Here is a 15,941-nt window from a genome sequence, read left to right as displayed (position 1 = left end):
AAGGCCAAGGCCAAAGCACTGTTGCTCTCAGAACAGGGCATTGCCCACCGAAAAAGGAGGTGCTGGGAGGTGGAGGCTGTCTTTGGGAATATAAAGCAGAATATGGGCTTCAAGCGCTTTATGCTCAGAGGACTGGATAAAGTGGAAACCGAAATAGGGCTTGTGGCTATGGCACACAATCTTAAAAAGGTTGGGTTAAGGGCGTAATCCCACAACTTCTATTAACTCATTAACTTTTTAACACGCAACTCTTGCTCCTTGTAGGTTGAAAGCAAGAAAATAGCCTAAATATAAAAAGACCGCCTAAAACTTTTTAGACGGCCTCTTTTATGTGTTTTAAGCAGCGTTTAATATTCTTCCCGGAGCATCCTCCTTAATTATTCCATAAAAGATCCTTGAAATCGGAGGTAAAATAAGAGAAACTACAGGAGAAATAAATTAAAGCATTTATAATCGGGAGATCTAAGCTTGGAGTTCATAAAAGACTACCTTCTTACACGTTCGGATGATGTAGGAATATTTTTTGAGTTTTTTCGTATATTTATCTACTGCCGTCTTACAAATTGTATTCAAAATATTGATAAAACTATGGAGTTTACGGTACATTCTCTCAGGGATATTGAAAGTTGGCTGGCAATGCACCGACGGATAGGTATGGATATTGACCTCCATTTTCACCTGAAAAGCAATCCTGACATCGGGGGAGAATCTGTGCTTATCGATCAAAACCCGGATACCGATAACCTGCTTGACCGGCGTTTGAAAAATTCGACAGAAGGAATACCGCCGGATTGGGTTAAAGAGAAGAAAACGGGGCGATACTTTTGGAAAGAAGATATTACTTCAGAAGAAAATACCCCGGATCGTTTTAAAATACATAGGTGCTGAAGAAGCGGATGTATGGAGAGATTATCAGAACAGTGCTTCTAATGGTATAAGCAGGTTGTACCGTAAATATCTTGGTGCTCCGGACATAGATAGGGGTTCTTTTACTGATGCCCGCAATGAGGACCTGAAAGGGTTGGTAAAGGAGATTTTTGATGCTGTAAAAAACCGTATAAGCTCTAATAATTTTGAGCCGATTAATTTGGCTTCCAGGGGAAGCGGACAATATTATGGCTCTCATCGTTCCGGTTTTGGAATAGAAGATGGAATTTCAGAGGTGGAAATGCAGATAGAATATGAAGGGATAACCTTCAAAGCTGCATATTCCGCTGAAAGCGGACAGGAAAAACCGGAAAAATGGTTTCTGCCCGTATCTTAAAACCCGGATATAAATCCATTGCACAGGAAAATTCCACATATAACCGGAAAGAAGAGCTTGATATTTATACAAAAAAATTCAACCAAACCCTACAAACCATCCGGGAATCTCTTGTAGAGCAATATCCCGACACCCCTACCGAAGGTCTTATTTTTAATGACAACGGCAAACGTGTACGATGTATTTGTACCTTTAATGTTCCCGATGCTCCCGTGACTACCATAGAAAGGATACTTACCGAAAAACTGAATGCTACTACCGATTATATAGGGATGGCAGCGTTTTATATGGAGGTTCCTGTATTAAAATAGCCGGATTCGGCAAGATACGGGAGATCTCTGAAGTGGTGTGATCCTTATTTTTAATGTTTGATAAGGAACCTTTTTTAAGGTTGTCCCTACTCGAGATATACGGTGGAATTCCCGAAAATAACATTTACCGGCACCACGGATCTTTACAAAATCTTTATATCGCATTGCTTAAATTTGTAATAAAAACAAGGTGTTCGATTTATTAAGAACAAGAAAATATCCGGCTGTACGGCAATACGCTATAAGTCTTTCATTGGTCGTACTTACCGCATGTATTGCATTTTTATCCGTAGATTATACCGGATACAGGGTTGTCGCTCTCGTGCTTTTGCTCCTTGTTTCCGTACTGGCCATACTGTTTGATATTTTTCCGGTCATGGTCACTGCACTCCTGAGTGCCCTGATATGGAACTATTTTTTTATTCCCCCGACTTTTACTTTTCATATCGGTACCCCGGAAGATGCTCTGATGTTCCTGATGTACTTTGTTATAGCTTTTATCAATGCTGTTATGACTTTTAAGATCAGGGAATACGAAAGAAAGGCCCGGGACGAAGAAGAAAAGGAAAAGAGTATTCGACTCTACAATACCTTGCTCAACTCCCTGTCTCACGAGCTCCGGACTCCCATATCAGCTATCATAGGTGCTATAGATACTATCAAAGACAGTGCTAACCTGTCTGAGGTCAACAGGAAAGAACTTTATTCCGAAGTGGAAATTGCCGCAACCCGACTGAACCGGCAGGTTGAAAACCTTTTGAGTATGAGCAGGCTGGAAGCCGGTTTTCTGAAGCCGAAACCCGATTGGTGTGATATTAACGAACTGATATTTAAGGTAATTCAAAGTATAAGGGAATACGCAGCCGTACACCGGCTCGTGTTTGAACCCGAGGAAGACCTTCCGCTGTTTCGGACAGACAGCGGGTTTATGGTACAGATATTTCACAATATACTGCATAATGCCATACAACACACACCTGCAGATACGGTCATTACAATTACGGCAGTGCATGCCGGAAATGGATGCAGGATCAGTGTTTCCGATAACGGTCCCGGCTTTCCGGAAGATAAGATAGATCTCGTTTTTGACAAATTTTACAGGCTGCCTCATTCGGCAACCGGAGGAACGGGATTGGGACTTTCCATAGCCAAAGGATTTACCGAGGCTCTGGACGGACAGTTGAAACTGGAGAATTGCGCAGGGGGAGGAGCCCGGTTTATCGTGGAGATCCCTTCGGAAACATCGCCTGTTAATACCCTGGAAAATGAATAAAGCGCAAATTCTTATTATCGACGACGAACCCCAGATACGAAAACTGCTTCGTATAAACCTGGAAAGCAATGCGTATAGAGTTTTGCAGGCAGTCGACGGTAGGGAGGGCCTGGCCATGGCAGCAAGCCATTTGCCCGATCTGATCTTACTGGACCTGGGGTTACCCGATACCAGCGGGCATGACGTATTGAAAACCTTAAAGGAATGGTATCAAAAACCTGTGATCATACTATCTGTGCGCGACGGGGAAGACGATATCGTATCTGCCCTCGACAACGGGGCTACGGATTATCTCACGAAACCCTTCCGGACCGGAGAGCTGCTTGCCAGAATACGTTCTGCACTAAGAAACAGCAGCAGTGCAACCCCGAAAACCGATATCAGCTGCGGGGAACTCCGGATAGACCTGGCAGGGAGGGTTGTCCGTAAAAAAGGAGAAATCCTCAGACTTACCAGCACGGAGTACAACCTTCTGGCTCTTTTTGCCAAAAATGAAGGAAGAGTACTCACGCACCGATATATCCTCAAAGAAGTATGGGGCTTCGGTTACCAGACCGAAACCCAGTATCTCCGGGTATTTGTAGGGACCCTTCGTAAAAAGATCGAAGATAATCCCAATATGCCTGTCCATATTATCACCGAAAGCGGGGTGGGATACCGTTTCCAGTAGTCTTTATAAAATCTTTACGATTTCGGTGCAAACCTTGATTTTTTGCATATCCGTTTCATAAGACCTTTGTCCCGGACATACCAGGAGAGCCCGGAAGAGATGTGGAGCGATCATATATTTTTTTTTCCGGGCACTCCGGGGTGACGAGTTTACAAACAGGAAGACTTAAAACCGGAATAAGGATGACCGAAAACAGGATTTTCGACTGGGATGAAGATACGGCAACTCTTATCGTAAAGATCTGTCTCGATGTAAAGCAGGTAACACTTTGGTACAACTCGGAGCTGGCCGGACAAATAGTGCCGAAATCCTGCGACGGGGATATTAGCAAAGCATTCCGCAAGTTGCTGAGGTCGGAAAGCAGGGAGGAGTTCATAAAACACCTGCAGATTTTCCGCCGGCAGATAGGAAATCTCAAAGAAGCAACCCTCTTTTATGCTCCTGTCCTTACCCCTGTACTGAAGCGCATGGTGCAACTATATGACCGCCTGGTGCTCCTGGAGGAAAAGACGAACGATATCCACAAAGATTTCAAATAATTCTAACAAAAAATATATGAATTACATCACTAAAAAATACCGGAGGTTCCGGTTATCGCTGTCTCCCCAGCAAAATCTCTTATACGGTTTTGTCTCCTATACTCTTGCCGGATGGTTGCTTCTGTGTCTTCCGTTCTTTCAGAAGCAAGCTGTTTCCGCTCTGGATAATCTCTTTATAGCGACTTCAGCTATTTCCACCACGGGTTTGGTAACGGTAAGCGTTTTTGACACCTATAATGGTTTCGGGCAATTTGTGGTGATGTTACTTTTTCAGATAGGGGGTATAGGGTATATGACATTTACCTCCTTTATCCTGCTGTCCCGAACCGGTAACCTCACCCATTGGCATCAGCGAATTCTCAATACCGAATTTGCTATGCCGCGTGATTTTCAGATCCGGGATTTTTTACGGTCCGTTATTATTTTTACCATAGGCATTGAAACCATAGGAGCATTGTGCCTGTATATAGCTTTTACCCGGGCCGGAGTAGAACATAATTTTGCGGTTTGGAGCAGCATATACCACAGTGTTTCCGCCTTCTGTACGGCTGGTTTCGGATTGTATAATGACAGTTTCGAGCAGTTTGCCGGAAATACGGCGGTGAACACCATACTTTCCGTATTGGCTATTTGTGGTTCCCTTGGTTTTATAGTCGTCACCGATATATGGAACAGGCTAACCGGAAAGACCCGGAAAATAACCTATACATCCAGGATAATTTTTACCGTGCTTACGGTTCTGCTGGCCGGAGGGACATTCATGATCTACTTTTTTGAACCCTCCGTGAGTACTTTGGAAAGTTCCAGACTGACCACTTCCTTTTTCCAGGCCATGACAGCACTGACCACGGTAGGGTTTAATACCGTTCCCATAGGAGGTTTTACACTACCCGTACTCCTCGTTGTTATTTTACTGATGTATGTGGGAGCTTCCCCTTCGGGTACCGGCGGAGGACTAAAATCAACGACATTAACAGCCCTTATTGCTATTATGTGGAGCCGTATCAGAAACAATAACAGGGTCGTATTTTTCGGAAAGAAAATACCCCTGGAACGATTGTATGTTGCAACTTCGGTATTTATTCTATACGCGACAGTAATATTTGTTGCTACTCTGGTATTGGCTTTTACGGAACACTTTTCCCTGGAACAAATTCTTTTTGAAATCACTTCAGCTATAGGAACCGTGGGCCTGAGTACTGGAATAACCGGCGATCTCAGCCCCTGGGGCAAAGCAGTGGTGATTTTTGTAATGTTCATTGGTCGTTTAGGTGTATTGACCTTCGGCCTGGCTGTGATGGCCAGGAGAAAACTATGGAAAACCAGGGCTACGCAGGACGATCTTGCGGTTTGAGCCCTTTTTTATAAAAACGCAGAGATGTACGGAAAATCAGCAGTATTTAGTGTGGTTTTGTCCTTGTGCTCTTTATACGTAAGCGCACAGCAAATAACGGATGGGAGATATCAGCCGCAAATCCGGATCTCCGGTTTTATGGATGTATTCTATGTATACGATTTTAACCGCCCGGAAACAGCGTACCGACACCCTTTTTTATTTAATCATAACAGGCATAACGAATTCAACCTGAACCTGGGACTCTTAACAGTGGCTGTCGAAAATGCCCGGTACAGGGCCAACCTGGCCTTACAGACGGGGACCTATGCCCATGATAATTACGCTGCAGAACCCGGAATTCTTAAAAACATCTTCGAAGCCAATGTCGGAATTGCACTGAACAAAAGGCATTCGTTATGGCTGGATGCCGGGATATTACCTTCACATATCGGGTTTGAAAGCGCGGTATCTGCAGACAATCCTACACTGACACGTTCTTTGGCTGCGGAAAATTCTCCTTATTTTCTCACGGGGTTACGTCTTACTTTTAATGCCGGAAAGACTTGGGATTTTGCCGTAATAGTGTGTAACGGATGGCAACGTATCCAAAGGCTCAGAGGAAATTCTCTACGGTCTTTAGGCACCCGTTTAACCTATCGCCCGACAGCGAGGACGATGCTCAACTGGAGCACTTTTTTGGGTACGGACGATCCAGATATCCAACGGCGTATGCGGTATTTTAATAATTTCTACGGCAGGTTTGGGCTGACGGATAGAATTTCCCTAATGGCCGGTTTTGATGTAGGAATACAGCAACACCGTAAAAAAAGCAGGAGATACGATACATGGTTTGCCCCGGTGATTATCGGGCAATATGAAGTAAACGAAAAGTGGAAAGCCGCCGTACGTGCAGAGTATTACGGGGACAGAGCGGGAGTTATCATCCCGGTTGAAGGTACAAATGGATTCAGGACTTCAGGATGGTCCTGTAATATCGACTATACCCCTGTGCCCGGGATGGTGTGCAGGCTGGAAGGACGTTGGTTGAACAGTCCGTATTCGTTATGGAACGATGGGGACATTATGGTGAATAACAATTTTTTTATCGGAACTTCGATCGCCTTTGGTTTTTCTGAACGGATCGGTCCGGATCACAGAAAAAAGTAACATTCCGTTTGAAATTTTTTGACTGCATATATTATGTATCCCATAAGAGTACAGTATACTATTGCCGTTCCGGAATACCGGGGTAGAACACGTTCCTGCTTCGCTGTTTGACAAAACACAAAATAGCTGAAAATTATGCTCAGAAAACATAAAAATTATTGTTTTACGATAATTAATTATTATATTTGAAAAATAATATTAAGCTTTACAGCCATGAAACGTGTAAAAATTATAGCCAGGGCACTCTATATCATATGCAGGATACTGGCTGTGGGATACTCGCTGACCACAGTATATGCGGCCTTTTGTACCCTAACAGGTATTTGGGTAAGCCCGGACGGGAATAGGTTGCTTCATATTTTTTATCCGTTTACCCAAAGTCCGTTTCTTATAGCAGATAACAATTTTCGTTATATAGTATTTTCCCTTTTGCTCCCGTTAGGCCTGTATAGTGTTTTTTTCTGGTGGGTATCCAATGTGTTCAAAGTGTTCTTTCAGGACCGTTTATTTACGGTCGAAAACATTGTACATCTGAACAGGTTTTATCTGCTTAACCTCATTGCTCCGGTCTCCGCGACATTGGCGGGTAGTTTTTTTGTGCCGGTAAACAGTATAATCTGGGAATTGATCGTGGTACATAGCATTCTTGGAGTTTTTACTTATTTTTTTACGGCGATATTCAAACAAGGATTGGACTTGCAAAACGAACAGGACTTATTTATATAATTATGCCAATTATTGTTAACATAGACGTGATGCTGGCCAGGCGTAAAATGCAAAGCAAAGAATTGGCGGAACACCTCGGAATCACTCCCGCAAACCTTTCCATACTCAAAACCGGGAAAGCCAAAGGTGTACGCTTCGATACGCTCGAAGCAATATGCCGTATCCTGGAGTGTCAGCCCGGTGACCTGTTGGAATACAGGGAACAGGAGTAACGATACCATTATTTAAATACACGATTTTTAATCGATGCACAGCCATTGCAGGATGCGCATGCACTAAATCGAATACTATGAATACACTTTCTATCGATCGGCTTTCACTGGTTTATCCGAAAGGAACCAGGGCTTTGGATTGTATTTCCCTGCATATCGAAAATGGTATGTTTGGTTTACTCGGACCCAATGGTGCGGGCAAATCTTCCCTGATGAAGATTCTCGCAACGCTTCAACAGCCTACGGACGGCCGTGTTTTATATAATGGAACGAATATAGTCCGGGACTCTGCTGGCATAAAGAAAAAACTGGGGTTTCTTCCTCAGGATTTTGGGGTTTATCCCCGGGTTTCCGCATATAACTTATTACAGCATCTGGCGATTTTAAAAGGAGTTTGTGATGCACAAGAACGAAAAAGACAGATATGCGGCCTGTTGGAAAAAGTTAATCTCACATCCTTTAAAAATAAGGATGTTTATACCTTTTCCGGAGGGATGAAACAACGGTTTGGTGTAGCGCAGGCTTTACTCGGCCGACCGGAAATCCTCATCGTAGACGAACCTACTGCAGGACTTGATCCGGAAGAACGCAATCGTTTTAATGCCTTGTTATCGGATATCAGCGAAGAAATGATTGTAATACTCTCTACCCACCTGGTAGAAGATGTACGTAATCTATGTTCTCAGGTGGCCATTATCGATAAAGGCAGACTAATTGGGAGTGGAAAACCCTCTGAAATGATCAGTGCACTGAAAGGAAAGGTATGGACAAAGAAGATCGACAAAAAATTGCTGTCAGAGTATGAGCATAATTACCCGGTCATAAGTTGTCGATATATAGAAAGAGCTTTGCACATCACAACTTTCGGAAATCGGCCCCCGGAAGGTTTTTCCCCGGTTAAACCCACGTTAGAACACGTCTACTTCCGGGCACTTAAAGAACCCCATACACTATGAAAGCGCTGCTCTTTTTCGATGTAAACACCTATAGTCGCCGCTATACAAGCTATATCGTTCTCGTAATTTTATGGGGTGCCGGGATCTTTGCCGGGATGCGGTTCAATCTTTCTGTGGGAGAAGAAGTGTATCTCAATTCTCCGTACAGTATAGGATTTATGGAAGCCATGCTCAGTCTTTCCGTTATTCTTTTTGCTACCATTATAGCTGTTCAGCTCCTTTTCAGAGAGTGGGACTCCCGGTTTGACATAATCCTTTTTGCGACACCTATCCGTAAAACAAGCTTTATATCCGCTCGCTTCCTGTCTTTCTTTATACTGACATTTATATGCTATGCCTGTGTGATTTTTGGGTTTGTTTCCGGACAAAACCTGAGGTCCGGCGTAGAAATGCAGGATCACGTACTCCTGAGATTTTACCTCTATCCCCTCATCGTCTTCGGGGTGGTCAATACTTTGTTTACTTGTGCTGTTTTATTTGGGATTGCCGTCTTTTCCCGAAAAAAACTCCTGGTCATATCCGGAGGATTACTGTTGTACATACTTTATCTCGTATTGCTGATGTATTCCGATTCGCCTTTTATGACAAGTAGTATACCCCAATCCGTATGGCTGCAAAAGATCTCTGCCATTTTCGACCCTTTTGGCATATCTGCTTATTTTTATGAGGCAGGAAGTTTTACTGCGGTCCGTAAAAATGCCGATATTGTACCGCTAACCGGTTACTTTTTGGCAAACCGCGTAGTGTTTACCGTTATTTCCGTTTTTATCGGTATCCTGGGATACAGGCGTTTTTCGTTTGTCGCCAGCGGCAACAAACGAACTGAAAAGCCGGAGCCGAAACATACAATACCGGGTGTTTTTCCCAAAGAGATACTGTTTAGACAGGTTAACACCTGTTTCCGGTATAAATCGCGGTTGCGGGCCGTACTGTCCTTTGCCATGAAAGATATCCGGTACATGTTTGGCAGTATGGTATTTTTTGCTGTTTCCGTATTGTTGCTTTTTTATGTAGGGATGGAAATATATGCTGCCATAGAGCAGGGCATCCGTTTACCACAGCAATATGCGGATTCCGGATTGATGGCCTCGGCAATTTCCGATAATTTTCGCTTTTTGGGGTTGTGGATCGTCACTTATTTTGTCAATGATCTATACTGGAGAAGTCATGCATCAGGGTTTTCCGGAATAGAAAACAGTACTTTTTTTGCCGGTACAAAAATCGCGGGACATTGGTGGTCATGTACAGCTATGATATTGATCTTTTCTGTACTTATGATCATTCAGGGTTTGATTTTCCAGATTTTATTTCATTATTTCAGGATTGATTGGCAGGCATATCTGGGAGTCCTTGTGTTCAATACGTTCCCTTTGATATTATTTGCAGGTATGGTTTTGCTGATCAATAACAGGGTTCATCACAAATACATGGCCCTGGGCGTTTCTGTATTGCTTCTTCTGCTCACTACCGGCCCTGTAGCTCAAGTGCTGGTAAAACAACCACTCTTGCTTTTCTTTTCGGGATATACACTGCCTTACAGTGATTTTAACGGTTATGGAGCGTACATGTCTGCGTTTCTTAAAAGAATCGTTTTCGGAATTAGTATAACAGGTATATTATGGCTGATCAACCGTATTATAAATGGCACAAATAGCTATAAGATAATTATACCTGGTATTCTCATATTCCTCTTAATTTCAGTTTTTTGTGGCGTAAATTTTACAGAAGGATATATGCCCGTATCCGAAAAGGAAGATCTTGAAAAAGCTGCCCGTTATGAACAGCAGTACCGTAAATATAAGGAGATAGAGCAGCCCGTTATCTCCCGGGTGAAGACCGATATAGCGTTGTATCCGGGGCAACAAGCCTACACTCTGAAAGGCCATTATGTGTTAGAGAACAGATCGGGGAAAGACATGCGTACCATATTGTTGAATTTTCACCCCGATTTAAAAATAAATAAAGCCGTACTTACAATATCCGGGAATAAGTATAATATATCGGATAAGGTAACGGAACTCACCCTGAAAGAACCATTGCAGCCAGACCATTCTGCAACGTTAGAATTTGAGTTAGGATATCAATGGTTTCCTGTAAACGGACATCATCCTTTCAATGCCATCGTAGAAAACGGATCCTTCATGCGTATAAGCCGCTATTACCCACAGTTGGGGTATCAACAGGATTATGAAATTTCCGGTAAGAACGAACGTAAGGCATACGGTCTCGGAAAACCGACAACCGCAAAGTTACTGGAAGAGCCCCGGACGGATAATCACTTTACGGATCTGAACATGATCGTTTCAACTACCGGCGATCAGGTTGCTGTTGGAACCGGCGAACTTGTGAAGCAATGGAAGGATGGTGGAAGAAATTATTTCGAATACAGGACCCGGGAGGCCATTCCGTTTCGCTTTGCAGTATCATCGGCGAAATATGCAGTGAGAACGGCATCGTACAAAGGTATCCGCATCAAGGTTCTTTATCATCCCGGGCATGATGAAAATGTGGCGCACCTGGTCAGGAATGCCAGCGAAACACTATCGTATTGTATAACAAATTTCGGAGCATTTCCTTTTTCCTCGGTCACTTTTGCGGAAGTTTCTTCCTTTACGAAAGGCTTTGCCGCAACCGCATATCCAGGGGTAATCTTCATGACCGAAAATATGGTTTTCCATGCGAATATCCGTGCCGACAGACAACAGGATGTGATCAACGAGCTGGCGGGGCACGAATTGTCTCATTTCTGGTGGGGAAATAACAGGATTGCCCCCGATTACAGAGAAGGAGCCGCGATGCTTACGGAAACCTTGGCAATGTACACCGAAATGATGTTGTATAAGAAAATGTACGGAAGTGAAAAAATGCAGGAGAGGATAAAGGTACATCAACAGATCTACGATTCGCAAAAAGGTTTTGCTACACCCCGGCCCTTATATAAAGTACAGGATCAGGATATTCATATCTCCTATGCTAAAGGCGCTGTGATTATGGTCCGGCTCAGTGAACTTATCGGAGAGGATAAGGTAAATAAAGCACTGAAAGAATTTCTTCTCAAACATCGATATCCGGCTAAGGCCCCTGTTTCTACAGATGTTATAGAAGAATTTTTAAAGGTCAGTACTAAAAAAGATCACGAAGAGATCAGAAAGCTGTTCGAACAAATCTGATATCGCGTATAATGAAGAAAAAGTAAGTCTCAAATACATCGCCCGGATATCGCTCTCCAAAATTTGTCTTTTCATACAGAAAACTGCAACCGTCACATTTTTTTTGCGGTTTGTTCCGGAAAACTTTTCGAACGGTTTTACAGGTTGTGGGCCTTCTCAACAGCCATAAATATCATATTTTCTTTACAGTAAAAGGATAAATGATTATTTGTTACTGAAACCCTGTTTAAAATCACAAATATTTATATTTTGTAAGTTATTTATTGTTAAAAAATAATTGTCTGCGGATGTTGTAACGTATCGAAAAGGAATTGTAACCATACGAACGCTGATATTCTTACTTAAGAAATAATTTTATCACATTAAAATAACACGGAAAAGAGATTATTGTTTTAAGTATATCAAACAAAAAATGTGGCAATACTTTTTTGTAAGGTTACTTGGAAGACAACCTTGAATCCGAAAGTAACCGGACAAATTTTAAATATACAAAAGAAGACGGACCCGGAGTTCGTTTTCGCTTTATAAAAAGTGTATTTTTTACAATTTTGTCCTTCTAACTGAACCAATAACGATTAAAGACAGTCTTTCTTCTCAGCAACTGCCAAAGTAACTGTACGGGAATAACTGTTTTTAAAACCAAGACCAATTAATTATGAAAAACTCAATTCCTTTTTTTCGCAAAAGAAGGCTTATTACCCGCTTCAAATGGCCTTCCCCTGTCGGTTTTTATTCTTCGGTTTCACCTCCTGCCGGCTAACGGTATTCAGACAAAAGATTTACGGATATACAAGACCCGTTATAAAGTTATGATGCTTCTTGGGACAGGCGATGCATATAGTGCCTGTTTTTATTAAAGGAGGTATTAATACCGGTTTGCCGTGTATATGGTTTTTGCGTGTTTTCCACATGTTTTCAGGGACAAACACAGGAAATCTATTACCTTTTTTTAAAAACTATAACGTTTTAGTTGCTTTCTGAGACGGTCTGCACCATTTCATAAACCGTATAAAGCAGGTAAAACCACAAGGGTCGTATTTCTTGAATACATTTTGTTAACCTGACCATTAACTCATTGAATGAAAAATTTAATATATGAAATCATTACTACCAGAAGTTCTTTTAAAACCGGTATTGTTTTGCTTTTGCATGTTGTGGTTGTACCAGGACAATGCCTATGCCGGTAACTTCTTTCCTGGCAAAGAAGGTGAAACAATACGTAACACAGGCATTCCTGAAAATCCCGAGCAGCAGATCCGGATATCCGGGCAGGTAACCTCTTCCGAGGATGGTCTCGGCATACCGGGTGCCAATGTCGTGGTAAAGGGTGTCCGTGGGCTGGGAACCGTAACCGATATCGATGGAAATTACGATATCGAAGTACCGTCTTCCGACGTTGTCCTGGTGTTCAGCTATATTGGCTTTAACACCCGCGAGATAAGTGCCCGCGAAGGCCCGGTAATCAATATTATTATGACCCCCGACGAAACCCAGCTCGATGAGGTTGTAGTCGTAGGCTACGGTGTGCAGAAAAAGGCCAGTGTTGTTGCTGCGATTTCCCAGACCGAAGGAAAAGTACTTGAGCGGGCCGGGGGCGTATCCAGTATCGGGGCTGCTCTGACGGGGAATGTTCCGGGGGTTATCACCTCGGCCAGTACCGGAATGCCCGGAGAAGAAGATCCGCAGATCCTTATTCGCGGAACCAGTACCTGGAACAACTCCTCACCATTGATCCTCGTAGACGGTATAGAACGTCCCATGAATAGCGTGGATATAGGTTCGGTAGAGTCCATATCCGTCCTCAAAGATGCTTCGGCTACTGCCGTATACGGGGTTCGGGGAGCCAATGGTGTTATAATGATAACGACCAAGCGGGGAAAAGAAGGAAAAGCAACCATAAGGGGAAGAGTGAATACCACGATGAAGGTACCTTCCAAATTACCCGGAAAATACGATGCGTATGATGCCCTTCGTATCCGCAACAGGGTCATAGAATACGAGCTCGGACTTTCACCGAACAGCTGGAACGATTATCTTCCGCAGGAGATCATAGACAAATACAGGTACCCGGCCAACCTGGAGGAAGCAGAGCGTTACCCGAATGTAGACTGGGCCGATACCTTGTTCCGTGATTATACCATGTCTTACAATGCCAATGTCAATGTCAGCGGGGGATCGGACTTTGTAAAATATTTTGCCAGCGCTGACTTTCTGAGGGAAGGTGACCTCATGCAGCAATACGATAACAACAGGGGCTATCAGCCCGGTTACGGTTTCAACCGTCTGAACGTACGTAGTAACCTCGATTTTCAGTTGACCAAATCTACCGTACTCAAAGTAAACCTCGCAGGATCATACGGTGTAAAAAAGAGTCCCTGGGGCGCTACCGGAGGTGAATACAGTATGTGGATAGCCGCATATAGCACTGCTCCCGATGTGTTCCTTCCAAGATATTCCGACGGCTCTTGGGGATATTATGCCCCGAACGAGGGCAAAGCCGAAAACTCCGTGCTTGCGCTGGCATTGAGCGGGGTACAATACAGGACAACGACCAGGCTCACTACCGATTTCACCATCAATCAGGACCTCGATATGCTGGTAAAAGGTCTGAAATTTACCGGGATCATTGCTCTTGACAACACGTTCCTGGAAATAGACCGGGGGGTTAACGACCTCTATAACGATACCCAGAGAAAATGGATAGATCCGCAAACAGGAATCCCGCTTTACAAACAAAGCTATGACGACAGCAACCGTTTCGATTTTCAGGAAGGTGTCAAATGGTCTTCCAGTCCCGGTACGGTAGACAATAATGCAACCTGGCGTAAACTCTTTTACCAGATGCAGCTGGATTATGCCGTAACGATCGACCAGGATCACAATATCGCGGCTACCGGACTTTTCAACCGCAACGAGAATGCTACGGGTAGCGAAGTACCTCATTATCGTGAAGACTGGGTATTCCGGGCGACATACAACTGGAAGAACAAATACATGATCGAATACAATGGATCATACAGTGGCTCGGAAAAATTCGGTAAAGAAAACCGCTTTGCATTTTTCTCCTCCGGAGGTGTGGGATGGACTGTTTCCAATGAAGATTTTATGAGATCGCTCTCCTTTGTAGACATGCTGAAAATACGGGCTTCTTACGGAGAAATAGGAGATGACAATGTCAACGGAAGGTGGTTGTATATGTCGCAATGGGCCTACGGAGGGCGTTCGCGTTTGGGAATGAACGGCGAAGCCGCAGAACAAAGTCCCTATGTGTGGTACAGAGAAGCATCCGTCGGGAACCCCGATGTGCATTGGGAAAAGGTAACAAAGACAAATCTCGGGGTAGACTTCGGTTTCTTCAATAACTTCGTCGAAGGGAGTATAGATTTCTTTCGCGACAAACGTACCGATGTCCTGGTTTCCGGAGATCGCAGGGCCATACCTTCGTATTACGGAACCGATGCACCCGTGGCCAATCTCGGAAGGGTGACCAACCAGGGATACGAGCTGACATTAAAGCTCAATTATACCCTGCCTTCCGGCTTACACTTGTGGGGAAACTTCAACATGACCCATGCCAAGGATAAAATCCTTTATGCCGATGATGCAGCCCTTTTGCCGGACTATCAGAAAACAGCCGGAAAACAGATCGGGCAGACCTACTCGCACGTCAGTCATGGATATTACAATACCTGGGACGAGCTTTATGCCAGTACGATGTTCAACACCAATGACAATCAGAAATTGCCCGGAAATTATTTTATCCTGGACTACAACGGAGACGGTGTAATCGATGCTTACGATAATATACCTTACGGATTTTCCTCTTCTCCCCAGAATACCTTCAACACTACCGTGGGATTCGACTGGAAGGGATTCAGTGCATTTGTACAGTTCTACGGTGTAAATAACGTTACCCGGCAGGTGGTGCTTACCAGCCTGAGTTCGCAAAACCATGTGGTTTACGACGAGGGAAGCTATTGGTCTGTAAACAACCCGAATGCCGATGTACCCATGCCGAGATGGCTTTCCACACCCAGCGGGTACAATAGCGGTAACCGGTACATGTTCGACGGTTCCTATCTCCGGCTCAAAAATGCCGAGATCGCTTATACTTTCGATAGCAGGACCAAATGGGTTAAGGATCTCGGACTTCAGAACGTAAGGGTCTATGTCAACGGGAACAACCTGTATGTATGGACCAAGATGCCCGACGACAGGGAGTCTAACTTCGCAGGTACCGGATGGGCTTCTCAGGGAGCATACCCTACAGTCAGACGATATAATCTCGGTGTAAACTTCACTTTCTAAAACTGCTAA

14 protein-coding genes are annotated in these 15,941 nt (G+C 43.8%); all 14 read left to right on the top strand.

Features of this window, described 5'->3' with window-relative positions; translation table 11 throughout:
• The coding region (locus BT112_RS18090; protein WP_139276304.1) for a transposase at window positions 1-207 on the top strand (207 nt) is incomplete at its 5' end.
• Window positions 208-588: 381 nt separating this feature from the next.
• Window positions 589-888, top strand: coding sequence for a hypothetical protein (locus BT112_RS18085; RefSeq protein WP_139276303.1), 300 nt, complete (start codon window positions 589-591; stop codon window positions 886-888).
• 55 nt (window positions 889-943) lie between these two features.
• A complete protein-coding gene (locus BT112_RS18080; RefSeq protein ID WP_072318868.1) occupies window positions 944-1,264 on the top strand; it encodes a hypothetical protein in 321 nt (106 codons plus the stop codon).
• Window positions 1,243-1,575, top strand: coding sequence for a hypothetical protein (locus BT112_RS18075; protein ID WP_072318867.1), 333 nt, complete (start codon window positions 1,243-1,245; stop codon window positions 1,573-1,575). Before BT112_RS18080 ends, BT112_RS18075 begins: the two co-directional genes overlap by 22 nt.
• A 190-nt stretch (window positions 1,576-1,765) precedes the next feature.
• Window positions 1,766-2,848 carry a sensor histidine kinase gene (locus tag BT112_RS18070; protein WP_139276302.1) on the top strand — a complete coding sequence of 361 codons (1,083 nt, stop codon included), beginning with the start codon at window positions 1,766-1,768 and terminating at the stop codon, window positions 2,846-2,848.
• Window positions 2,841-3,518, top strand: a complete 678-nt coding sequence (locus BT112_RS18065) for a response regulator (RefSeq protein ID WP_072318866.1) — start codon at window positions 2,841-2,843, stop codon at window positions 3,516-3,518. Before BT112_RS18070 ends, BT112_RS18065 begins: the two co-directional genes overlap by 8 nt.
• 182 nt (window positions 3,519-3,700) lie before the next feature.
• The gene (locus tag BT112_RS18060; RefSeq protein WP_072318865.1) at window positions 3,701-4,057 is read left to right on the top strand and encodes a hypothetical protein; all 357 of its coding nucleotides are present in this window, start codon (window positions 3,701-3,703) and stop codon (window positions 4,055-4,057) included.
• 16 nt (window positions 4,058-4,073) lie between these two features.
• Entirely contained in the window at window positions 4,074-5,411 is a 1,338-nt protein-coding gene (locus BT112_RS18055; protein ID WP_072318864.1) for a TrkH family potassium uptake protein, read from the top strand.
• A gap of 24 nt (window positions 5,412-5,435) precedes the next feature.
• The gene (locus BT112_RS18050) at window positions 5,436-6,560 is read left to right on the top strand and encodes a porin (RefSeq protein ID WP_072318863.1); all 1,125 of its coding nucleotides are present in this window, start codon (window positions 5,436-5,438) and stop codon (window positions 6,558-6,560) included.
• A gap of 213 nt (window positions 6,561-6,773) precedes the next feature.
• Entirely contained in the window at window positions 6,774-7,286 is a 513-nt protein-coding gene (locus tag BT112_RS18045; RefSeq protein WP_072318862.1) for a DUF2975 domain-containing protein, read from the top strand.
• Between the two features lie 2 nt (window positions 7,287-7,288).
• Entirely contained in the window at window positions 7,289-7,498 is a 210-nt protein-coding gene (locus tag BT112_RS18040) for a helix-turn-helix domain-containing protein (protein WP_072318861.1), read from the top strand.
• 77 nt (window positions 7,499-7,575) lie between these two features.
• Window positions 7,576-8,454, top strand: a complete 879-nt coding sequence (locus BT112_RS18035) for an ABC transporter ATP-binding protein (protein ID WP_072318860.1) — start codon at window positions 7,576-7,578, stop codon at window positions 8,452-8,454.
• Window positions 8,451-11,624, top strand: a complete 3,174-nt coding sequence (locus BT112_RS18030) for an ABC transporter permease/M1 family aminopeptidase (RefSeq protein WP_072318859.1) — start codon at window positions 8,451-8,453, stop codon at window positions 11,622-11,624. Before BT112_RS18035 ends, BT112_RS18030 begins: the two co-directional genes overlap by 4 nt.
• A 1,095-nt stretch (window positions 11,625-12,719) precedes the next feature.
• Window positions 12,720-15,932 (top strand): SusC/RagA family TonB-linked outer membrane protein, encoded by a 3,213-nt coding sequence (locus BT112_RS18025; protein WP_245777067.1) that lies wholly within the window; start codon window positions 12,720-12,722, stop codon window positions 15,930-15,932.
• Window positions 15,933-15,941 lie beyond the last annotated feature (9 nt).

This window comes from Sinomicrobium oceani, assembly GCF_900119185.1.
Taxonomy (GTDB): domain Bacteria; phylum Bacteroidota; class Bacteroidia; order Flavobacteriales; family Flavobacteriaceae; genus Sinomicrobium; species Sinomicrobium oceani.
Note: the sequence above shows the minus strand (reverse complement) of the source record. Positions and strands in the feature narration are given on the sequence as shown.